This window comes from Pseudoalteromonas sp. MM17-2, assembly GCF_022347945.1.
Taxonomy (GTDB): Bacteria; Pseudomonadota; Gammaproteobacteria; order Enterobacterales; family Alteromonadaceae; genus Pseudoalteromonas; species Pseudoalteromonas ruthenica.
In genome coordinates, this window is the sequence record NZ_JAKRFV010000002.1 from 190,078 (window position 1) to 211,033 (window position 20,956).

Genomic DNA, 20,956 nt, shown 5'->3' on the forward strand with positions numbered 1-20,956 from the left:
CCGTTAGAAAGTGGTGACTACTTTAACGGCATCTGTGACGCTGCCAGCATCAACAAAGCCGATAGTATCGGGGTTTGAGCTAACTAACTGAATCACTTCAGCATCGTTATCCACCTCTTTAGGCGGTGTGCCTTTTCCTGTAAACACGAGCTTTGACCAATAAGCCTTAAGTTGTCCCGAGGATTTATTCAGTGCTTTTTGGTTAAATTCATCGGCGGTGGCTCCGCTGGTTTGGCTAATGGGAATTGCTTTATTGCCATTGGAGAACGATTTCTCTTTGCCAATAAAGATGCGCTCCACCGTGTCTTTATTGATATCACTGCCATTACTGGGGTGAACGATAACGGCCACATCAGCCAGAGCGACTGATGAGCTCAATAGCGTGAACAAAAATGCGATCTTATACATAATTGTGCTCCTCATTTAGAATACCGCGTCAACACCGATGGTGATCGACTCACTGTCACCCGCAACCGCTAATTCAAAAGAATCATCTTCAACTTTATCGAATTGCACTTTAAATGCAGCGGACGGGTGGAAGTCCCACCTTACACCCACCGATGTGGTGTTATGCTGCTCGGTATCGCCATCGCCTTCTTGATCAAATTCAGAGTAACTCACATAGGGTGTGATGCCATCAAAGCGGTAGCCCGCGCTGACCATGTAGGTATCGAGGTTGCCATCGAGGTCGAGGCGGTTAAGCTCTGTTAATACAAAGGCATCGCCAAAGTCGAGGTTCAAGGCGAGACCATAAAACTTACCGTCGCGTTCGGTATCGCCATCTTCCCATACTACGATATTGCCACTGCGATAACGCTCATTGGTATAGCGCATGTGGGTAGCCCGTATTTCAAACCAGTCGTTACTCGCTTGAATTACGCCGCCAATGATATCTTTCCATATTTCTCTGGTTGGCTCTTGGAAGAAAAATTCGCTGAGCAGCTTGTTGCTCTCATCGTCTTCACGGCCGCCATAAATATTACCGCTGATGGACCAATCACCAACATAGCCGTTGTATAGCAAGTTAAGGCCGTTGTAATTGAATATTTGCCAGGTGTAATTGTCGGCGGGGGGGCGCATCCAAACATAGGCATAGCCAACATCATAGAAATCCGAGTAGTAGAATAGCGGTAGGCGCTTCTTACCCCCTTGCAAAGTCCAATTCTCATTGAGCTCATAAGACAAGTAGGCCCACTCGAACTCAGCGTCAAAATCATTAGCACCGCGAGCCACTATTTGCCCTGTTGCGCTAAGACCATCCATCAAGTCGGCGCTCACTTGAAGGCCGAATAGCGACTCGGGTTCGAAAGATATTTCATCGGTGTAAGCACTAACAATGGGGTAGTCGGCTAAAAAAGTCGGCTCTACACCATATTGTGGAACACCATCACCACTGAGCACTTTACCAGCATTTATGCTGACAAAGCCCGATACGTTGACATCCGCAAAACTTTGCGAGCTGAACGACAACGCCACTGCAATTAACGATAGTTTGAGTTTCATACCTGTTTCCTAAGTTGTGTGCTTAGTGCTCCTTGAGTATAGACAAATATAAGGTTTGTAAATTTTTTGTTGTATATTCAGCAGGCAACCACCGCCGTGGCGTTTTTTGCACGAGCCAATAAAAATGAGAGAAAAAGCAAAAAAAGTTAGAATTTTCTTAAATTTGGTTAACACTTAGAGGTAGCTGGCCGATACCTAATAAGCATTACTTTCTGAGGTGTACACTATGAATACGGGTTTCTCGTTCGCAAACCTAAGCATTACTAAAAAAATCCACGCGATTACTTGCGTCGCGGTGGTGGCTTTTGTGGTGATTGTGTTAGTCAACTATTCTGCCATGAGCTCAAATCAGCAATCACTCAACGAGCTTGAGACTTCCACCTACAACTTGCTCAACATCACCGCAGAAAACGCCACTGCGCTGAACAGCGTTGATGAGCTTTATACCCAGGCAGTCACCTTTGGTGATGCAGAGTTGCTGGATAAAGCCGAAGAAGTCTATCAAACCATCACGGATAATTTAGAAAAGCTAAATAACATCCAAAGCGGTTTTATGCCTGCGAACACCTCTAAGCGGCTACAAGATTATAAAAACATAGCCGCTAGCATTGCCAAGGGGATGATCGATGGCACGGCGGACTTTAGTAAAATTCAACAAAACGCAAAGCAGAAAACCGACATTTTCAATTCCCTCACGACTGACTTTAACAATGCCGAAGAGCGTGCCAATGCGCGCTTTTTACAGCTGATAAACGAAACTGAAAGCCGCTCAGGCACGGCAATGACAACCATGTTAATTGTCGCTGTGGTCTCTGTGATTTTTGTGGTGCTACTTGCGGTGGTGATCGCCCGAGGTATAGGTAACTCGGCAAAAGATGCCGCGCAAAATTTGCATTTGTTGGCACAGGGGCAGGGGTCGTTGTCGACCACGCTCAATGTGCGTTCTCATGATGAAATTGGCCAAGTCTCCATCAATTTTAATGAGTTTATTGCTCTGCTAAAAAAAGCGGTGGTTGAAGTGATGAATGTGGTTGAACCGCTGATGGAAAATTCTACACGCTTGGTGCAAGGCATGGAAAAAGCAGAGTCTGCGACCAACCAGCAAACCAGTGATGCAGAAATTGTCCGCCAGTCGATGGAAGAGATGCGCCAGAGTGTGGGCGATATTTCTCATTCTGCTTCGCAAGCATCCGACGCAGCGCAACTTGCCGAGCAAGAGGTGGCACAGAGCAAGGACCAAATTCGTGTATCCGTGAGTGAATCACAAACCTTGAGTGAGGAAATAAACCGCGCCGCAGGTACTATTAATAAGTTGGCGGATGATACTCAAAACGTAACCCAGATTCTGAATGTTATTACCTCAATTGCAGAGCAAACTAACTTATTGGCATTGAATGCAGCAATCGAGGCTGCCCGTGCTGGCGAACAAGGCCGAGGCTTTGCGGTTGTCGCCGATGAGGTTCGAGAGCTGGCCTCACGCACCGCCAAATCCACCAATGAAATTCGCGAGTTGCTTACCGTTTTAACTGAAGCAGCCAATGATGCTGTTAAGGCAATGACATCAGCGCGGGATATGGCCAGTAATAATGCTCAAGCCGCCGAGCAAACAGGGCAATCGATTGAGCAAATCTCCGAACAGATTTTGTCTATTAACACCATGAACGGGCAAATTGCCGCCGCCACCGAGGAACAAACCTCAGTGGCCACTATGGTCGTTGATAATGTCACCTCAATGCACCGCTCTTTTGAAGATACGATGCAAGCGCTTAGTGAAGTGCGCGATGTCGCTAAAAACCTACACTATCTGTCTGACAACCTGTTGGACGCCACTGCCAAATTTAAAGTGGAATAATTGAATCAAGGGTGAGTAAGGGCGCTACTAAATAGCGCCCTTTTTTTAGGCCTTTACTGAGATGTCTTTGCGCATTGCTAGTCTCACAGCGAAAAGAAACACTCAAAACGGGTGAATTTTCCAGCATTGAGCAACCCATGAGGGTGGTCAATAAATGGTTAAAACATCCAATTAGCGAACATTTAGACTAATCCAGCTGAGAGCAGAATCTTTAACCATCTGAAATTAAATCACTTTTATTTGGCACCAAGTTTGCTCTGTAAAGGTTGGTTCAATTTCATTAAGGATAAAAAGTGAAAAACGTTGGATATCTTTTAGTTTTACTCATTTTTGCGTCAGGTTGTGCAACAAACAGTAGAAATCTAAGCCAGGCTCTTGGTGAAGAAAATTCTCATTCGCGTGACCTTATCACTGTTGAAGAGGTGGTTTTTGATAGCGAAGGGGTACCACTATCAGGGAGCATATATATTCCTAAAAACGCACAAGCAGCGGTCGTTCTGGTACACGGCTCAGACCCTGTTCCACGTATGTCGAAGCTAGCAGAGTCACTGGCCAAGCATGACTTGTTGGTTTTGACCTATGACAAGCGTGGGGTGGGTGAGTCTGGTGGGGTTTACGTTGGGCCTCAAGTTGGAACTAATAATATCAGTGTTGATAATTTAACGTTGCTTGCCAAAGATGCCAGTGCTGCGGTAGATGTGGTTCATGAATATGACAATAGTTTATCCATAGGCCTTCTAGGTGCCAGTCAAGCTGGCTGGATTATTCCAATTACCGCACTTAATAATCAATCGGTCGAGTTTATGGTTCTCTTTAGTAGTCCTACTATCACGACTTTGGAACAACTGAGGTTCCAGTTCTACACAAATGGGAGAGAAGATTTTTGGCAAACACAGAGCAATGAAGAGGCCCGTGAACACACCCTAAACGATCCTGATAAATACGAGTTTAACGCAACGGATCCGAAAGTTTATCTAGACTCTCTATCAATACCTGGGCTGTGGCTCTTTGGAGAGCAGGATATACAGGTCCCGGTCAAAATGTGTGTGGAGCAACTAAATGAGCTAAAAGCTCAAGGCAAGCCTTTTGAATATGTCTTATTTCCATCGCTTGGACACAATACGAACGAAGCTGAGCCTCTCGCTATTGCGATACATTGGATAGAGCAAAAATATGCCTCCAATTAACCCGCTATTCGTGTTTCGGCTAAGTTGGAAAAGCCCAAGGTCATGGCTAATTAACGGCTCAAATGCGACAGCAGATTGCAGCGCGGCGCAGAGCATTATTAATCTATTATGGCGCTTGGCCGACTTTTGGGGCCCAAGAAATGAATGGTCGCTTTTGACAGCAGCCAAAAGTCATTAAACTTAACAATGATTGAGCGAAAGCAGATATTCACTTGCTAGCGAGTCTTGGAGTGCCTGTTAAATGCTGGTAAGAACATTACCCTAGTTAAAAGAACCCTCCCAAAACTTACTTTCGACAATAACTGCTTAGCAGTCGATACCGCTTTGCATTCCTTTTGCTCTGCGGCAATATTTACTTTAATGTTTGGTTTACGATAATTTTTTCAGTAATACTTATGAGTCTACAGGTGCTTGGCATCTTACCTTGCAAGGCCTCCTAATAAGTTGTTATACACCAAAGGAAAATCTATGACATCGGAAGCTATTTTTGTAACAATCTTTGCATCACTTCTTTCAGGCTTATTCGGCATACTTATTTCTTTTAAGTTCTATGAGCGTCTTGAGAAAAGAAAACTTCGAATTGAGACTGCAAAGAAGCTAATTGGAGGAAGATTTAATCTTGCCTCTAATGAGTTCAACATTGCTATGAATGAAATATTTGTTGTCTATGCCGATTGCCCTGAGGTAATGACAGCAATGACGAACTTTTGGGAAATTCTCCAAGTTCCACGTGGCCAGCGCTCTGATAAAGTTGTTGATGATAAGCTACTTACTCTTTTGAAAACGGTATGCAAAAATTCTGGCATTACTCATTCGAAAGATATCAATGATGACTTCTTCTTAAGAACTTTTAACAGTAACGGCAATCCTGTATCTGCCAAGCAAGGCGTATAACAAAAAAATTAAGTCTCTCGCGGGCTTGCTGGGAAGAAACATGGCGTCAGTGTCACTTCGTTCCGATTATAGCCGCCATGTTTGTGCCTTTTATTTGGGTGTTACTTTAACAGGGAAATTTGAATTAGAATGAAGTTTTTAGTTTCCGCACTTCCTATTTTTTTGCTCATTGGTTGCACGACAGGCAGGTTGGAATATGTCACCCCGGAAGGCGAAACGAAGTACGGATGCGAAACTGAATACACGTGGCAACCCAGCGTAGACAAATACGCAGTAGAGTACATTCTAAGTTACTGTGCCAAACAGGCTGCTCAACTTGGAAATACAGTCGTCAATACGAATCTGCTAAATCTAGACTTATCTATTCCTGCGCCACCGGCTGGTCAAAACTGGAGCTTTGACCTAGCGAAATCAATGTACAAAAAAGGGCAGCTCACCGATAAACAATACGGTTACCTAATCGCTTATATGGATTTGGGGCATGATAAAGGTTGATGTTTCGGCAAGTTCACATAATAAAGAGTTTACCTCACTCACTTCGGTCTCTGGTGCAGTAATGCAGCCGTGCTTCGCGATGATGTCACTAGTTCAATGTCCGTTAGCTTTGTGATTTAGGAGCAGGATGGCCGTGAGAATATTCCTAATTTTGATGACTTCTTTATTGAGTTCAGCCTCTCTAGCCAATGACGTCGAGTTTTCATCGTTTAGAATAGGAACAGACTCTTACGATACTCGTAGTGGACTCTTTAAACGTTTACTGTGTCTGGAAAGCCAAGACAGTATAGAAGTCGTTTTATCGCTTACTACAAGTGAAAAACTGCAACTTTTTCGTTTAGCCCAACAGGATATTTTTGAGGGCAATGCAGATTTGGGTGAACTAGAAGGTGTATGTGTTAGCAGTTACCCATACGAAGTTATATATGGTGACAGCACGGGGGAAATTAAAACGACTTGTTATTCGCCTTTACAAAATGATGAAGCTCATTTATTAAAGTTTGTTTACTCTATTGATACTGTTCAAAATTTGCCAAAATCACATTGCAGGCTTTATTAGTACTTGCACGTGGCAAGTAATTCACCTGAAATAAGAAGTAGTGGGATGAGCTCACCCTATATACTTTTATTCTGTTAATTAGGCTTAGCACTCGCCATAAACACCTAAAAACTGCCAGGTTGGACTAGGTTCCACTTATCCAATCTGGCAGGCTTGGTTTAGGTTTATTTAATTTAGAAGGTGGCCACCACTTTCACCTTGTCGCTGGCACTTGCGGCACTAACGTACCCTATTGCCCCTGGGTTGGCTGCTACAAAATCAATCACCGCTTGGTCGTTCGCTAACTTGTCCGGTGGTGTTCCTTTACCTGTGAACACCAGCTTAGACCAGTAGGCGTTAAGTTGTGAGCTCGATTTGCCTACCACCTTATCGTTAAACTCATCAAAGGCGGGTGTGCCATCTTGATTCACCGCCGTGGCACTATTGCCATCAGGGAAAGACTTAGATTTACCGAGGTAAAGCTTCTTGATCGCATTTTGATCTAGACTTGCACCATTACTGGGATGAACGACTACGGCAATATCAGCCCACACCCCTTGTGCGAATACTAAAAGCGAAACTGCTGCTACTTTTTTTAACATGTTTTTCCCCTTAGAACACTAAGTCTACACCCATAGATACAAGATCTACTTCGGTATTGGTAATATCGTCTTCGAATCGACTCACATCAATTTTAAATGCCGCCGATGGATGGAAATTATAGCGTGCGCCTATAGTGTAGGTATTGGATTCTGCCCGCTGAGAGAGTAGTACGAAGTTAGTAGCATCTCGCAGCAACGGCGCATTTGGGTCACTCGGGTTAGTCGACACATTGATAGGGCCGTTAGGTGTTTGAATCTGTGCGGGTATCGTGTTCAACTCGGAACTGTCATTTTCGTCGTCGTTGTTTTCATAGGTAAAATGCACTGTCCAGTCATCGATACGATAACCCACCGAGGCATAGTACTGGCGCTGTTTTGCCAATATGCTGTCTTCTACCTCAAACTGGGTATACTCAGCATCAAATAAGAAGTTATTGTAATCAACACCAAAGCCAATGGCCGCGAAGTAGGCATCATCCTCTTCAATTTCTAGGTCTTGGCGTTGCTCACTCAGTCCATAACCATCTAAGCCATTTAGTAGCGAAGTTAATTGTGCACTGTTGCTTACATCAATGCTGGCTTCACTCATAAAGTACGCAACCCGCGCGGTGAACCAATCTCTCGATAGTGTCCAGTTTACGCCCAAAGTATCGTTAAGTTCAGCTGCATCGTTATTGGTAACGGCGACAATATCGTCATTTACGGCACCGTACATCAACTGCAACGCACTGTCCCAGTCACCTAGCGTGCTGTTATGGAGGTAACTTAACCCTTCGTAGGTGGTGAAACTGAGGTTATAAACAGACTGTGGCGGGCGCACCCAACGATAGGCGTAACCCACATCTAAAAAGTCTGAATAGCGATAAAAAGGAATGCGCATTTTCCCGGCGCTAAGCTGTGAATTGTCAGATATTTCGTAGGTGAGATAGGCCCATTCAAACTCAGCATCAAAGTCGTTCTCTCCACGCGCAATAACCTGTGCGGTGGCGCTTAGGCGCTCTTGCAAATCGGCCGACACCTGCAAGGCGAACTTGCTCTCTTGCTCCATATTAAAGTCGTTATCATATCCATAGAGCGTATCGTCATCATCCAGAGTTTGACCACCGACAATAGAGGCGAAACCATTTATTCTTACCTCAGCAAAGCTGGGCAAGCTAACCAGTGCGGCTGCAATAGACAGCCCTAGTAACGTTTTCTTCATGTTGATTTCCTTACTGTTACCGATTAAGGGTGCCTTTTGAGCATAGAATAAAATACCTAGTTAACAAGGTAGGTGACTGATACTTAAGCAGTAGTTCAGGCAAGCGTATTGCTAATGAAGTGAAGAAAGTGTCCGCAGCGGACACTTTTATTGTCCGCGGACACCATGTACATCTCAATGATTTTAATAAAAAGCAATATAAAACAATGGTTTAATTATCATTTTTAAGTTGGCATGGTTTTCGTAACCCTGTACTCATACGTACTAAGGGAAGTTGTTATGCTATTAACTTTATTTGCTTTTTTTACCTCTCCGTTATTGGTGCTTGCGGCGGCACTTATCAGCACCTGGTTACACAGTAACTGCCTGTTGGTCGGGGAGGCGCAGTCATGATCCGTGATACCCAAGCACAGGACACTGTTGTGAAAGAGCGCCAGCGCTCATACAAACCCTTATTGATTGGTCTTATCAGCATATTAGTCATCGCTGCAGCGCTCTATACCTTTGCTAGTCCCCAGTCTAATACCAGCCATTCCATTGCCCGTGAGAGTGTCAAAATTGCCACCGTTGAGCGGGGTAACTTGGTTCGCGATATCGCTACCACAGGGTTTATCGTCGCGGCCAATGCCCCGCAAGTATATAGCCCAACACAGGGCTATGTTGAACTGCTGGTCAACCCCGGCGATACCATTGCCGTGGGGCAGGTCGTGGCGCGAGTTAAAAGCCCCGAGCTGGCCAACAACTTAAAACAACAGCAGTCTGAGCTTCAGCGTTTAGAAGATGAGCTTTCGCGCAAAGAGTTACAGGTGCGCCGCGATAAACTCGCACTTATGCGCACGCTGGATATGGCCAAAGTGACGTTAGATGCGGCTAAACGTGAGCATCGTCGAGCGCTTATCTCTATTAAAGACAATCTTATTAGCCAAATTGATATGGAGCAGGCACAAGATGAATTAGCGCGTGCCAAATTGGCCTATAAACATGCTCAGCAAGAAGTACAAATTGGCGAAGACACCTTAGCATTCGAATTAAAGTCAGCACACAGCGATGTCACCAGGCAGCAGCTTGTTGTTGATGACATCAGTCGCAAAGTGCGCGAGTTAGCGATTGTCGCGCCGGTCAGCGGGGTGGTGGGTAACCACTTTGTCCAACAGCAAGCAGCTGTGGCTCCGAGCCAGGCACTGATGACGTTAGTTGATTTAAGCGCTTTTGAGGCCGAATTACAGGTACCTGAAAGCTACGCCAATGAGCTGGGCTTAGGCCTTGAGGTCGAACTCAGTATTGGCTCTGAGCAGCTGGTGGGTGAGCTGGTGTCTATCTCTCCTGAAGTGAAAGATCGCCAAGTGAGCGCCCGAGTGCGTTTTACCCAGCGTGAGGGCTTGCGCATTCGTCAAAACCAACGGATATCGGCACGCATTCTCCTAGAAAACCGTGAAGATGTATTGATGGTACGCCGTGGGGCATTTATGAATCAAGGCGGCTTTGTGGCCTATCGCGTCAATGGCGACGTGGCTGAACGAATTCAAATTCAAACTGGGGCGAGCAGTATGGCGGCGGTCGAGCTCACCGCAGGGGCACAGCAAGGCGATGAACTCGTGGTGTCCAGCTACGATGTATTTAACCAAGCGCAACGAGTATTGCTACGTTAAGCATTTATAAAAAAGGATATAAAAATGATTAAAATGAATAATATTAACAAGGTATACCAAACGGATATGGTGCAAACCCACGCCCTACGGGATTTCAACCTTAATGTTGAGCAGGGTGAATTTATAGCTGTCACTGGGCCGAGCGGCAGCGGTAAAACCACGTTTTTAAACATCGCCGGGATGTTAGAGCCGTTCTCTAGCGGTCAGTATCAGCTCGACGGTGTGGATGTGGGTGGTTTGAACGACAATCAACGAGCTGATTTACGAAACCAAAAAATTGGCTTTATTTTCCAAGGATTTAACCTTATCCCAGATTTGAACTTGTATGAAAATGTGGAAGTGCCATTGCGATATCGCGGTATCAAAGCCGCAGAGCGTAAAAAGCGCATTGAGCGATGTCTTGAGCTGGTAGGCCTCGGTGCTCGCGCCAAACACCTACCCCAACAGCTCTCTGGGGGACAACAACAGCGTGTCGCGATCGCTCGGGCGTTGGCCGGCGAACCGCGCTTTCTACTTGCCGATGAACCAACCGGAAACCTCGATAGTTTAATGGCGCGTCAGGTCATGGAAATTCTTGAAGATATTAACCGTGAAGGGGCGACCATTGTCATGGTTACTCATGATCCGGAGTTGGCACGCCGAGCGCCGCGTAATATTCAGGTCGTCGATGGCCAACTTGCTGATTTTAGTCTGTATCAAGGCCGACCCAGTAGCGCAAGCAGTGCCGGCGATATTGCTCAACAGGCTGTAGGGGGCTAATGATGTTTTGGCACTATATTGATTTAAGTTGGCGCTCGCTCAAGCGTACCCCCATGGTGAGCACCTTGATGGTGTTGGCTATCGCCATTGGCATTGGTGTAACGATGACGACTTTATCGGTGTATCACATGATGAGCGCCGACCCTATTCCGGCAAAAAGCAAGCAACTGTTTGCCGTGCAATTGCAGTCTATGGACGATGGCGACGGCTGGTGGACCAGCGATGATTTGCCTTATCAACTGTCTTTCCCAGATGCAGAAAATCTATACCAAGACCGTGCAGCGAAAGCGCAAGCGCCAATGTTGCGCACAGGTTTTGCCGTACATCTTGGAGATGCGCGTACCAAGCCACAACTGATGGGGGCAAGAGCAACGAGTCGCGACTTTTTCAGCATGTTTAACGCCCAGTTTGTGCATGGTGGAGCATGGCGCGAGCAGGCGGACAAAGACGCAATGAAACAGGTGGTCATAGAGCGTAGCTTGAGCGAAGAACTTTATGGCCAGCAAAGTCCAGTGGGAAAAACCTTATACCTCGACAATCATGTGTTTGAAGTGGTGGGGGTCGTTGCGCCAGTCACCCGTCATATCAAATTTTACGATTTGAATAATGGCGCGTTTCGCAAGCCAGAACGCATTTTTGTGCCGTTCTCTTTAATTCGTGAGCTGGAATTGCCCTCATGGGGGAACTCCAACGGTTGGAAACGCGAAGAGATCAAAAGCTATCAAGATAAATTGAATTCGGAGATTTATTGGCTGCAATATTGGATCGAGCTCGATAATGATGAGCAAAAGCAGCAATACAGCGACTATTTGCGCAATTATATCGACCAGCAAAAGCAACTGGGGCGGTTCACGCGAGAGCATCCGAAGTTTTCCTTGCGCGATGTTAATCAGTGGATGACGTACAACAAGGTCGTCAGCGAAGACAATAAAATTTTAGTGTTATTAAGCTTTATGTTCTTGGCTGTTTGCTTGGCGAATATCCTCGGTCTACTGCTCGCTAAGTTTATGCGTAGGGCACCCGAAGTGGGTGTGCGCCGAGCCTTGGGGGCGAGCAAAACACAAGTATTTATGCAGCATTTGGTCGAGGTTGCCTTGCTTGGCAGCTTAGGCGGTGTGCTCGGTATTTTTCTGGCACAGTTGAGCCTCTGGGGCGTGCGAGAAAGTTACAGCGCCTACAGTGACTTGGCTACCATGGACGCGTTCATGCTTATTAGTGCGCCAGTCATTGCCATTATCGCGTGTGTCGTCGCTGGCTTGTTACCGGCTTGGCAGGTGTGTCGAACCAACCCCGCTTATTATCTGAAAACGCAGTAGGAGCTAGAGCATGTCAGAATTAAAACCCATGATAAACGCATTACTGCGCTCAAAAATTGGTGCTGTGTTACTACTGGTACAGGTAGCCATCACCTTGGCTATCGTCAGTAACGCGGCGTTTATGATAAGCGACCGTCTCGCCTATTTGAATCAACCTACTGGCTATGACGAGTCGGCTATTTTTAGTTTTCGAGTGAATAACTTTGACCCTGATATCAACCTGGTTCAGCAATACGCCTTGGATGAACAGGCGATCCGCTCTCTCGATGGGGTGGTTGATGTGGCGATGACTAACTGGGTGCCACTGTCCGGCAGTGGTGACTCGAGCAGTATGCACACTTCGCCACCGCCAGAGATGGGCCGTGGTGTGCGTGCAGCGTATCAGCTTACCAGCGACAGCGCCCTTAATACCCTAGGCGCCACCTTGATTGCTGGGCGTAACTTCCGTGCTGATGAAGTCGTGCACAGTGATAATCGCGACAATTTGCCAACCACAGCCATTGTCACCAAAGATTTGGCCGAGGAGATGTTTCCCGATGAGTCAGCGCTTGGGAAAACCGTTTATCAAGGGCAAGGCGCACTGAAAATAATCGGTGTTATCGATACCATTAAAGGCCCGTGGCTTGATGATAGTCGCCCGGCCAATGTGATTTTCTTCCCGTTTAATTATGCCGACTCGCGAGCCGAGTTTATAGTTCGCACCGAGCCCCATAAGCGTGCACAGATAATGGCACAAATCGAAGAGCTGTTACTTAACAACGAATCTCAGCGCGTGATCTATCGTATTGAGGGATTAGATGAAAGCAAAGCCGGTTATATGGCACGTGATAGGCTGGTCATGCGTATGCTGATCGTGTTAATTGTGGTCTTAGTACTGGTTACTGCGCTAGGTATTTTTGGCTTGACGCTGTTTAATATCTCCAAACGCACTAAACAAATTGGTACGCGTCGCGCCTTAGGTGCAAGACGCTCGGCCATTGTTCGTTACTTCTTGGTCGAGAATGCATTGGTTGCCAGTGTCGGTATTGTTCTTGGAGCGGGTCTGGCCATGTTATTAGGGCAGCAGCTTATGACGGTCTTTTCTTTGCCCAGTCTATCGTGGACTTTTGTCTTGGCGAGTGCCACTTTTATGCTCATAATGAGTTTGATTGCCGCTTGGGCGCCGGCTCAGCGGGCCGCCAATATCGAACCCAGCATCGCTACGCGGTCTATATAATTACAATAACAAGCGGCGCCGATAGGTGCGCCGCCACATTATGGATAATATGAAAAAGATACTCATCGTTGACGATAACACTGCAGTGTTGGAAGCATTGTCGCTGCTACTGGAGATTCATGGTTATCATCCCGTGGTCTGTGAAACGCCCACCGAGGCGCTGCATATCGTTCGCTATCAACGCATTGCTTTAGTTTTACAGGATATGAACTTCAGTGCCGACACCACCTCAGGTGAGGAGGGCAGAGCGCTGTTTTATCAGTTACGAGAAATCAACCCACACCTTCCGGTGGTCTTGATCACCGCTTGGACCGAGCTCAGTACCGCAGTGGAATTAGTCAAAGCCGGCGCAGCCGACTACATTGGTAAGCCTTGGGATGACCAAAAGCTGTTAACGACCATCGAAAATCTTGTCGCGCTGGGCGAAGCCGCCAGTGAGAATGCAACCTTTAAACGCCAAGCCCAAGAGCGCAGCCAAGCTCATGCTAGCGCTGATTTAGCCGGGTTGGTATTTGCCAGTGCTGCAATGCAGCGGGTTGTGGATATGGCGTTGCAGGTGGCCCATGCTGATGTGCCTGTGCTTATCACGGGAGCGAATGGCAGTGGTAAAGAAGGCATCGCTGAGATTGTGCACCGTAATTCTGTACTCAAAGCACAGCCCTTTATTAAAGTGAATGCAGGAGCACTACCTAGCGACTTAATTGAAGCGGAATTATTTGGCGCTGAAGCCGGCGCATTTACCGGAGCCAAAACCACACGCATAGGACGCTTTGAAGCCGCAGATGGGGGCACCTTGTTCCTTGATGAAATAGGTAACCTATCACTCGATGGGCAAATGAAATTGTTGCGTGTGCTGCAAAGTGGTGAATTTGAACGCGTTGGCTCCACGCAAACCCGTAAGGTCTCGGTGCGGGTGATCTCTGCGACCAATGCAGACCTGCGCAGTGATATTCAACAAGGACGTTTTCGCGAAGACTTATATTATCGTCTCAATGTCATTGAATTAGCGGTGCCACCTTTGTGCCAACGCCAAGATGATATCCCAGCTTTAATTGCGCACTTTTTGCCCGGACGAGAGCTGAATCCTCATGCCGAGCAGGCGCTGCGTCATCATAGTTGGCCAGGAAACGTACGCGAGTTGGAAAACGCTTGCAAGCGTATAGCGGTGCTTAAGCCGCAAGGTGAATTACAGGCAGATGATTTTGCTTTGCAAAGTGCTGAGCAAGCACAGATGCAAAAACATGAGCCCTCGAAGCAGGACATTGAGCACTCTATGCGTCTACATCAAGGCGTGGTGGCCAAAGTGGCACGGGATTTTGGTTTATCGCGACAAGCGCTGTATCGGCGTATGCAGAAATTTGGTATTGAATACTAATGGCCCTGTTAACTTCACCCACCAGTCGCCTTACCTGGCAGCTGAGCTCATGGCTGAGCTTGTTTGTTTGTGCGCCAGTTGTAGCTGGGGTATTGCTAGGGTTGTTATCGGTGTTGCAGGCGTTGCTCTTAGCCGTCGTGCTTGGGGCGCTGCAAGCCATGTTTATACATTATGTGGTCACACCCAGAGTGAAGGGGCTCCAGGCTATAGAGTCGGGGTTGTTGAACTTTAAGGACGGAGATTTTTCCACCTCTTTGGCTTATAACAAAAATGATGAGCTGGGCGATTTGTGTCGGCTTTACAATGAAACCGCGAGCAAATTACATCAAGAGCGGCAATGGATATACCAACGAGAATTGATGCTCGATAAGGTTCTGCATAGCTCGCCGCAAGCGCTGTTATTAGTGAATGACAAACAGCAAGTGGTGTACAGTAACCACAGTGCTAGGAGCTTGTTGTTTGCCGATTTACGCGTTGAGGGTGAGCAATTGTCGGTATTGTTTGCGCGCATGCCAAACGGGTTAGCGCAAGCTTTGCAGGCAGGGAAAGAGGGCTTATTTAGTGTTGAGCAGCAACATGAGCAGCGGCAAACATGGCACTTAGCCACCGGGCACTTCTTGCTCAACAATCAAGCTCATACCTTGTATATACTTAAGCCCATGACACGGGAGATCTCACGCCAAGAAGTGCAGGTGTGGAAAAAGGTGATCCGAGTCATTAGCCACGAACTCAATAACTCCCTCGCGCCGGTATCATCCATGTTGCACTCTGGGCAGTTGTTGGCACAAGGCATTGAAGACACCCGTTTAGCGCGAGTATTTACAACGATTGACGAGCGAATCGGTAAACTCAGTGAGTTTGTTCAAGGGTATGGGCGGTTCGCTAAATTACCACAACCGCAAATGAAACATTTCAGCTGGCACAATATGATGCAAGGGCTTACGCAGCAATGGGCTTTTACACTGCTTGGAGAATTGCCAGAGCAGGGCTATGGCGATGATACTCAGCTTGAGCAATTGCTTATTAACCTGCTCAAAAATGCCCATGAATCAGGCTCTCCAGAGGCAGATATCAGTGTTGAGGTGAATTGTAACGAGGCGCAGCAGGAAATACTGGTTCGCGATCGCGGTAAAGGCATGTCTGAAGCCGTGATGGCCAGTGCGTTGGTGCCCTTTTATTCTACTAAAAGTACGGGCTCAGGGCTAGGCTTAGCGCTGTGTCGTGAAATTTGCGAGGCGCATCATGGTGACATCAGTTTACACAATCGCCACCATGGTGGCTTAGTGGTGCGTGTGCACCTGCCCCTTGCTTAGTCGGTTGTGCCAAGCAAAAACAAAAGCGAACGTAAAATCAGCATGAGTAACACTTTATACATCACCGGCGCCGGGGTTAGCGCCGCCAGCGGTATTCCCACCTTTCGTGGTGAGGATGGGTTCTGGCGCATCGGCAGCGCACACTACACGCCTATGGAAATGGCAACTCGGGCCATGTACCAACATAATCCCAAGGAGTTTTTAGCCTGGTATTATCATCGTTTTGCTACGTACCGCCATCATGGCCCGAATGATGTGCATCACTGGCTCAGCGATAAAAATCTGATCACCCAAAATATAGATGGCTTAGATGCCAAGGCGGGGAATAACAATTATATCGCTATTCATGGTCGCTTAGATTTAATGACCGAATTTCATAACCAAGGAGAGGCGGTGACGACACACCCAGCGCCTTGGGAGAGCATTGATGAGGAGAACCTTCATGCTTCGTTGCTGGCGGCCTTTGCCATTGACGGTGAAAAGCCCCAGTTATACCACTCTTACAAACCTTTGGTATTGCTCTTTGATGAGTATTACACCGACCTGTATGGTATTACCGAGGCTCAGCAACGCATGCTATCAGCGGATAGAATCGTGTTTATTGGTACCTCGCTCAGCGTCAATATTACGCAAATGGCATTGGAGATTGCCCGAAGTAGAAGCATTGATGTTGAGGTTGTTGACCCTGAACCGGTGCAAGTAGCACATGCACAGGTGACTTATCACCGCATGACGGCGTTGGAATATGTGCAACGTATGGGTTAGCAGGGAATAAAAAAGCGCCCAACTGGGCGCCTTTAGTTAACGACTAGGAGTTAGTTGCTAATTTCAAAAATAACGCTTTGTTCTTGTTCAAGAAACCCGAATGTCATGAGCGCATCACCGCTGACATCCGCCTTCGCTGTGACATTCAAATACACTTCGTCACTTGCGCGCTTATTTAAGGTAGCGGTGACCAAGCTGTTATTAATAATCCACGTACTGGCATCGGTGACGTTAATGTTGTCGCTAAAATCAGTGTAATCCGCATACACACGTATTTCGGTGCTTTCACCTGCATTTAAGCTGATGGTTTCGCTATTGTCGTTTATAAAAATAGCAGATAACTCACCTTCTTGCGCGGAGGTGACTGACAGGCTGATGGAGTCTTGTACAGAGTCTGAGCAGCTCGCATACACCAATCCATCCCCTTTTTCTGTTGCCAATACGGCGCCGCTGAATCTTGGATTTGTTTCGATATAGGCGATAGCGTTGTTATTTTCAGCCCAGTTCACACCCGGCGTAACATCAACACTTTGCTCGTTAAGCGTACCACGCACTTGCAAGGTTTCGCGCTCACCCAAATCAAGGTCTAAAGACTCATAGCTCTGCTCGTCGCTATCGACAAAACGAATGCTGGTGACTTGTGTCGGCGCGGTCGTGAAACTGAGCTGGTTACTGTTTGCTTGTGCGTAGGAGGCGCGTACTTGGAGGTCATCACCACTGCTATCTGAGGTATATAAAACACCAAAATCATTGATGTAAGCCGAGGCGCTGCCTGCCACTTCCCAAGTCAGCTTGTTGTTATCCACGGTGCCTTGATACCCATCATCATAGGTGACGGCGGTGGTAATTGTGTTTGGTTGACAGGCATAAGCACGGGCACTGTTTGCGCTCAAGGTCAGGCTCGCTACTTGAATGTCTTTAATAGATACTTCGATGCTTTCGCTAACGTCATTGATGGTTGTCGCAGTGAAGGTGACTAGGCCTTGTTCTGTGTCGCTTTGCGCTTTAGCCGTGATTTTACCCAGGTCATTAATGCTCGCAAAATCAGGGTGTGAGGATTGCCATGTCACCTCTTTGGTAATGTCGCGAGAGTCGCCTTTTGAGTCCACCCCAGTGGCCTTGAGTTGCAGCTCATCACCGGGCTCAATACGAATGCCACCGCCAGTAATGGAAATGCTTTCAATAAGTTCACCAGATTGTCTTTGGCGCTCTTTCTCGAATGCGGTGTTAATGCTGTTGGCGTTGTCATTGTCACTGCAGCCACTGAGCATGCCTAAACTTAAAAGCAGGCTGCTTGCCAATAGAGTTTTATTCATTGCTTTATCCTTAAAAAACATAACTTAGACCAACGCCCCACGCGTCAATGAGGATATCGTCTTTGTTATAACGCTGCTGGTAATCGGCATTAATACGAAAATTATAGGGAAGGTCATAATTTACTCTGCCTCCCCAAGCAAAGCCTGAGAATTCTTCTAAGCCATCATAGACGCTGGGCTTACCACTGAAGAGCACTTCGGTACGTGCATAACCTAAGGCTAAGTCGACGCTAAAACCATCGTAGTTCGGTGAGCGAAAGCGAAAAAATGCGCTGTAATTTTGGTCGATGTCTGTGGTGACACCTAGAAGATCGTCGTCGCTGCTACTCACTCCGCCTTGAAGCTCAAGGAAAATACCATTGTAAAGTTCAGCACCTAGCTTAATATTGTTCACCGTGGGGGAGGCGCTATTGCCATCAAAATCGGTGCTTAGTTGCAGGTAATCTGCACCGATATAATATTCATTGGCGTGAGCGTAATTGCACGCGAGCGCCAAGCCTAAGCACAGCAGTTGCTTTTTCATTGTGTCTTCCTTCTCGAGATGATCCACAGCAGTGTATCAAAATTGTATCTAAAGTGGGTAACAAGATGTAACCTAAATTTTGCCAACAGGCTATGCTAGAAACGCAGCGCCCATGGCATGATAGTGCGGCCTTTATACAAGGGGTTAAAAGTGATAACTCACGCCTAAACCGTAGCTGTCGAGCTCAACTTCGTTACCTAAATCACGTGATGTGTAATCAAGCGCAATATGCCAGTTAGGGTTCACGGCGTAGTCAATGCGTGCAGAATAGGCAAAGCCATCGTCAGAGATACTTTGGTTAAGTGCTTGATTAGTTAGATCTACTTCGGTGTGGGCATAGCCTAATCCTAAATCAAAGGCAAAACCACGATGGCGAGGGGTGAGCAAACGCACAAACAATGCGCGGTTAGCGCTTAACTCATAAGTGGTACCCTCAACCATGTCATCATTGTCGTAGACACCCAGCTGTGCCTCCAACGCAATTTGTTTAAAGATAAATACACCACCGCGCAAATTAATGTGGCTAAAATCTGCTTGTCCGGGCGTGCCGACAGTCTTTAAATCCATTAATTGATAATCGCTACCAAGATAAAAATCCATTGGGTGTTCAAAAGGGCGATTGTCGGCATGGGCATTCAGGCAGGTAGCGCCAAGCAAGGCACACAGAAGCTTATTCATAACGTTTTCCCTGTCGTAGTGAGCAAAAAATTGGATGCAAAATCCTAACTTAATGATTTAGCGAAGTAAATGGATGTACTCTATGGTGCTAACACAGCAAACAATAAAAAACCCAGCGCTAGGCTGGGTTTTGGTGCATCACAATGTTGAACTGTGGCTGTTATTGATTCGCTTCTAACTCTTCGCGTTTAGCGCGAATTTTTTCTTTCAGCTCTTCAATCTTTTCTTTTGTTTCTTCTGATAATTCACCGGCACCTTCTTTTGACTCTTCCCAAGCTTGCTGGGCTAGATCTTTAGAATCGGCAACTAAATTATCTAAATGTGTTTTACCTTCTTCAGTGGCTACGGCAACAAGTGCTTGTGTTTCGTTAACAAGCTCATCAAGTTGCTCACCGAAAGACTCATCGTGCAATTGCGCGCTAAGATCTTTAGCATCTGCAACAGCAGAGTCCCATGCTTGGCTGATCTCTTCTTTTGCTTCGACCGCACTGTCTTTCGCTTGCTCTTTTGCTTCATTAGCATCTTCACAAGCACTCAGTACCAAGGCACTGGCTAGAACGGTAATAACAGCTAATAATTGCTTCATTGTGTCTTCCTCTTTGACAAAACCTGGGCTCAGTATAGCGGTAAAAATATAAATAGAGCATGAATTTGCTACTTTTATCTGAGCAGTTGTGACCGTGCACTATTTCGAAGCAGCGCTGTGCACTGTTGGCGCAATAACAGCACCGGATTATGCGAATAAAAATTTAAGGTATTGAACACGAAAAGAAAAATAGAGTTGGCACTAATTCTGCGGCGGTCTTTGCCAAGCAAGAGGTTGAGGAGCGCCGACATGGGCATTAGTTACCTGAGCGTGATTGAACGCTATCAAGAGCATCATAGCGTCATCACACCCTTACTCGATGCACTTATTCAGTCTTTGCAAGCCCACCCGCAGTGGCAAAACCAGCCACACCTTGCTTTTGCAAAGCTATGCCAACATTACCATTTTGCTGAGCTGTGTTATTTACTTGATAGCAACGCGGTGCAACTGAGTGCCAATATCGATAGCAAAGGGAATACCCTGCACGGGCAGGGGTGTAGCCGAGCCTCTCGGCCTTACTTCACGGCGCAGCAGCAGGGCCAATTTACACTCAGCGAACCTTACATCTCTTTAGCCACCGGCAACCTGTGTGTGTCGGTGATGGCCCCTTGCCACCAAGGTAGCGACAACAAAGGCTATGTCGTGGTTGATATTCACCTCGCTCAGCTGGTGGAGTATGTGATGGGGGACCGTTCTCGAAGCCGTTTTAGTGGCGTATTTAAAGCCGGCTACAGTGTCATTGTTATGAGCTTATTTACGCTGGTATTAGTGCTTATGTACACCGTTAGCATGGAAATTTGGCACTTACTGCTTAGCCTAAATGGTGATAGCGACCCGCTGCAGCCTTTTGGCATTATTATCTTTATTACCTTAGCGTTATCCGTATTTGACTTAGGTAAAACCATTCTCGAGGAAGAAATTTTAATGCACAAAGATATCTTCCGTCACAGTTCTACACGACGAACAATTACGCGATTTATTTCCACCATCCTTATTGCCATCTCCATTGAAGCGTTATTAACCATGTTCAAGACTTCTTTGGGTCAGACAGAGTACTCCACCGCCGCGCTGCTGATGATGCTGAGTGTGATGGGATTGCTGATAGGGCTAGGCGTGTACGTTTATCTAGGTGCTAAGGCGGAGCTGCTGTTAATACAAGCTCAGCGAGCTAAAAAAGGCATTTGAGGG

Annotated in this window: 21 protein-coding genes; 13 read left to right on the forward strand and 8 right to left on the reverse strand. The window is 46.7% G+C overall.

Features of this window, described 5'->3' with window-relative positions:
* Positions 1 to 3: 3 nt before the first annotated feature.
* Both MHM93_RS02535 and MHM93_RS02540 read right to left on the reverse strand, forming a co-directional pair.
* On the reverse strand, positions 4 to 408 hold the full coding sequence (locus tag MHM93_RS02535; protein WP_239447873.1) for a phosphate ABC transporter substrate-binding protein: 405 nt from the start codon (positions 406 to 408) through the stop codon (positions 4 to 6).
* Positions 409 to 423: 15 nt separating this feature from the next.
* A complete protein-coding gene (locus MHM93_RS02540) occupies positions 424 to 1,503 on the reverse strand; it encodes a porin (protein WP_239447875.1) in 1,080 nt (359 codons plus the stop codon).
* A gap of 226 nt (positions 1,504 to 1,729) precedes the next feature.
* On the opposite strand from MHM93_RS02540, the gene MHM93_RS02545 reads away from it, so the two are divergent.
* From MHM93_RS02545 to MHM93_RS02565, 5 genes are all read left to right on the forward strand, one after another.
* On the forward strand, positions 1,730 to 3,355 hold the full coding sequence (locus tag MHM93_RS02545) for a HAMP domain-containing methyl-accepting chemotaxis protein (protein ID WP_235419699.1): 1,626 nt from the start codon (positions 1,730 to 1,732) through the stop codon (positions 3,353 to 3,355).
* A gap of 293 nt (positions 3,356 to 3,648) precedes the next feature.
* Positions 3,649 to 4,542: an alpha/beta hydrolase gene (locus tag MHM93_RS02550; protein ID WP_239447877.1), complete on the forward strand. Its 894-nt coding sequence runs from the start codon at positions 3,649 to 3,651 to the stop codon at positions 4,540 to 4,542.
* A gap of 468 nt (positions 4,543 to 5,010) precedes the next feature.
* Complete coding sequence (locus tag MHM93_RS02555) at positions 5,011 to 5,436, forward strand: hypothetical protein (RefSeq protein WP_239447879.1); 426 nt, start codon at positions 5,011 to 5,013, stop codon at positions 5,434 to 5,436.
* Between the two features lie 129 nt (positions 5,437 to 5,565).
* Complete coding sequence (locus MHM93_RS02560) at positions 5,566 to 5,931, forward strand: hypothetical protein (protein ID WP_239447881.1); 366 nt, start codon at positions 5,566 to 5,568, stop codon at positions 5,929 to 5,931.
* A gap of 127 nt (positions 5,932 to 6,058) precedes the next feature.
* Positions 6,059 to 6,490 (forward strand): hypothetical protein, encoded by a 432-nt coding sequence (locus MHM93_RS02565; protein ID WP_239447883.1) that lies wholly within the window; start codon positions 6,059 to 6,061, stop codon positions 6,488 to 6,490.
* A gap of 173 nt (positions 6,491 to 6,663) precedes the next feature.
* On the opposite strand, the gene MHM93_RS02570 is transcribed toward MHM93_RS02565, so the two are convergent.
* On the reverse strand, positions 6,664 to 7,071 hold the full coding sequence (locus tag MHM93_RS02570; RefSeq protein WP_045978152.1) for a substrate-binding domain-containing protein: 408 nt from the start codon (positions 7,069 to 7,071) through the stop codon (positions 6,664 to 6,666).
* Between the two features lie 10 nt (positions 7,072 to 7,081).
* Positions 7,082 to 8,272: a porin gene (locus MHM93_RS02575; RefSeq protein ID WP_239447885.1), complete on the reverse strand. Its 1,191-nt coding sequence runs from the start codon at positions 8,270 to 8,272 to the stop codon at positions 7,082 to 7,084.
* Positions 8,273 to 8,661: 389 nt separating this feature from the next.
* On the opposite strand from MHM93_RS02575, the gene MHM93_RS02580 reads away from it, so the two are divergent.
* Genes MHM93_RS02580 through MHM93_RS02610 form a run of 7 tightly spaced genes read left to right on the forward strand, consistent with a single transcriptional unit; the run spans position 8,662 to position 16,665 of the window.
* The gene (locus tag MHM93_RS02580) at positions 8,662 to 9,921 is read left to right on the forward strand and encodes an HlyD family efflux transporter periplasmic adaptor subunit (protein WP_053910352.1); all 1,260 of its coding nucleotides are present in this window, start codon (positions 8,662 to 8,664) and stop codon (positions 9,919 to 9,921) included.
* 24 nt (positions 9,922 to 9,945) lie between these two features.
* Positions 9,946 to 10,680: an ABC transporter ATP-binding protein gene (locus tag MHM93_RS02585; protein WP_138547854.1), complete on the forward strand. Its 735-nt coding sequence runs from the start codon at positions 9,946 to 9,948 to the stop codon at positions 10,678 to 10,680.
* A gap of 2 nt (positions 10,681 to 10,682) precedes the next feature.
* Positions 10,683 to 11,996, forward strand: coding sequence for an ABC transporter permease (locus MHM93_RS02590; RefSeq protein WP_239448001.1), 1,314 nt, complete (start codon positions 10,683 to 10,685; stop codon positions 11,994 to 11,996).
* Between the two features lie 10 nt (positions 11,997 to 12,006).
* A complete protein-coding gene (locus MHM93_RS02595; protein WP_239447887.1) occupies positions 12,007 to 13,212 on the forward strand; it encodes an FtsX-like permease family protein in 1,206 nt (401 codons plus the stop codon).
* Positions 13,213 to 13,261: 49 nt separating this feature from the next.
* A complete protein-coding gene (locus MHM93_RS02600) occupies positions 13,262 to 14,587 on the forward strand; it encodes a sigma-54 dependent transcriptional regulator (protein ID WP_239448003.1) in 1,326 nt (441 codons plus the stop codon).
* Positions 14,587 to 15,900, forward strand: a complete 1,314-nt coding sequence (locus MHM93_RS02605; protein WP_239447889.1) for an ATP-binding protein — start codon at positions 14,587 to 14,589, stop codon at positions 15,898 to 15,900. The genes MHM93_RS02600 and MHM93_RS02605 overlap by 1 nt, the downstream gene beginning before the upstream one ends.
* 42 nt (positions 15,901 to 15,942) lie before the next feature.
* Positions 15,943 to 16,665, forward strand: a complete 723-nt coding sequence (locus MHM93_RS02610; protein WP_239447891.1) for a Sir2 family NAD-dependent protein deacetylase — start codon at positions 15,943 to 15,945, stop codon at positions 16,663 to 16,665.
* A gap of 50 nt (positions 16,666 to 16,715) precedes the next feature.
* Here the strand turns inward: MHM93_RS02610 and MHM93_RS02615 are convergent, their stop codons facing one another.
* From MHM93_RS02615 to MHM93_RS02630, 4 genes are all read right to left on the reverse strand, one after another.
* Entirely contained in the window at positions 16,716 to 17,981 is a 1,266-nt protein-coding gene (locus tag MHM93_RS02615) for a hypothetical protein (protein ID WP_239447893.1), read from the reverse strand.
* 10 nt (positions 17,982 to 17,991) lie between these two features.
* Positions 17,992 to 18,504, reverse strand: a complete 513-nt coding sequence (locus tag MHM93_RS02620) for an outer membrane beta-barrel protein (protein WP_045978143.1) — start codon at positions 18,502 to 18,504, stop codon at positions 17,992 to 17,994.
* 144 nt (positions 18,505 to 18,648) lie between these two features.
* Positions 18,649 to 19,182: a porin family protein gene (locus tag MHM93_RS02625; protein WP_239447895.1), complete on the reverse strand. Its 534-nt coding sequence runs from the start codon at positions 19,180 to 19,182 to the stop codon at positions 18,649 to 18,651.
* Positions 19,183 to 19,342: 160 nt separating this feature from the next.
* Entirely contained in the window at positions 19,343 to 19,768 is a 426-nt protein-coding gene (locus tag MHM93_RS02630) for a hypothetical protein (protein WP_239447896.1), read from the reverse strand.
* A gap of 249 nt (positions 19,769 to 20,017) precedes the next feature.
* Between MHM93_RS02630 and MHM93_RS02635 the strand changes: the two genes are divergently transcribed.
* The gene (locus tag MHM93_RS02635; protein ID WP_239447898.1) at positions 20,018 to 20,953 is read left to right on the forward strand and encodes a general glycosylation pathway protein; all 936 of its coding nucleotides are present in this window, start codon (positions 20,018 to 20,020) and stop codon (positions 20,951 to 20,953) included.
* Positions 20,954 to 20,956: the final 3 nt, after the last annotated feature.

Excerpts from the sequence above, each read along its gene's own strand:
- MHM93_RS02535 (WP_239447873.1), bottom strand. The coding sequence starts at position 408 with ATGTATAAGATCGCATTTTTGTTCACGCTATTGAGCTCATCAGTCGCT.
- MHM93_RS02540 (WP_239447875.1), bottom strand. The coding sequence starts at position 1,503 with ATGAAACTCAAACTATCGTTAATTGCAGTGGCGTTGTCGTTCAGCTCG.
- MHM93_RS02545 (WP_235419699.1), top strand. The coding sequence starts at position 1,730 with ATGAATACGGGTTTCTCGTTCGCAAACCTAAGCATTACTAAAAAAATC.
- MHM93_RS02555 (WP_239447879.1), top strand. The coding sequence starts at position 5,011 with ATGACATCGGAAGCTATTTTTGTAACAATCTTTGCATCACTTCTTTCA.
- MHM93_RS02560 (WP_239447881.1), top strand. The coding sequence starts at position 5,566 with ATGAAGTTTTTAGTTTCCGCACTTCCTATTTTTTTGCTCATTGGTTGC.
- MHM93_RS02565 (WP_239447883.1), top strand. The coding sequence starts at position 6,059 with ATGGCCGTGAGAATATTCCTAATTTTGATGACTTCTTTATTGAGTTCA.
- MHM93_RS02570 (WP_045978152.1), bottom strand. The coding sequence starts at position 7,071 with ATGTTAAAAAAAGTAGCAGCAGTTTCGCTTTTAGTATTCGCACAAGGG.
- MHM93_RS02575 (WP_239447885.1), bottom strand. The coding sequence starts at position 8,272 with ATGAAGAAAACGTTACTAGGGCTGTCTATTGCAGCCGCACTGGTTAGC.
- MHM93_RS02580 (WP_053910352.1), top strand. The coding sequence starts at position 8,662 with ATGATCCGTGATACCCAAGCACAGGACACTGTTGTGAAAGAGCGCCAG.
- MHM93_RS02585 (WP_138547854.1), top strand. The coding sequence starts at position 9,946 with ATGATTAAAATGAATAATATTAACAAGGTATACCAAACGGATATGGTG.
- MHM93_RS02590 (WP_239448001.1), top strand. The coding sequence starts at position 10,683 with ATGTTTTGGCACTATATTGATTTAAGTTGGCGCTCGCTCAAGCGTACC.
- MHM93_RS02595 (WP_239447887.1), top strand. The coding sequence starts at position 12,007 with ATGTCAGAATTAAAACCCATGATAAACGCATTACTGCGCTCAAAAATT.
- MHM93_RS02600 (WP_239448003.1), top strand. The coding sequence starts at position 13,262 with ATGAAAAAGATACTCATCGTTGACGATAACACTGCAGTGTTGGAAGCA.
- MHM93_RS02605 (WP_239447889.1), top strand. The coding sequence starts at position 14,587 with ATGGCCCTGTTAACTTCACCCACCAGTCGCCTTACCTGGCAGCTGAGC.
- MHM93_RS02610 (WP_239447891.1), top strand. The coding sequence starts at position 15,943 with ATGAGTAACACTTTATACATCACCGGCGCCGGGGTTAGCGCCGCCAGC.
- MHM93_RS02615 (WP_239447893.1), bottom strand. The coding sequence starts at position 17,981 with ATGAATAAAACTCTATTGGCAAGCAGCCTGCTTTTAAGTTTAGGCATG.
- MHM93_RS02620 (WP_045978143.1), bottom strand. The coding sequence starts at position 18,504 with ATGAAAAAGCAACTGCTGTGCTTAGGCTTGGCGCTCGCGTGCAATTAC.
- MHM93_RS02625 (WP_239447895.1), bottom strand. The coding sequence starts at position 19,182 with ATGAATAAGCTTCTGTGTGCCTTGCTTGGCGCTACCTGCCTGAATGCC.
- MHM93_RS02630 (WP_239447896.1), bottom strand. The coding sequence starts at position 19,768 with ATGAAGCAATTATTAGCTGTTATTACCGTTCTAGCCAGTGCCTTGGTA.
- MHM93_RS02635 (WP_239447898.1), top strand. The coding sequence starts at position 20,018 with ATGGGCATTAGTTACCTGAGCGTGATTGAACGCTATCAAGAGCATCAT.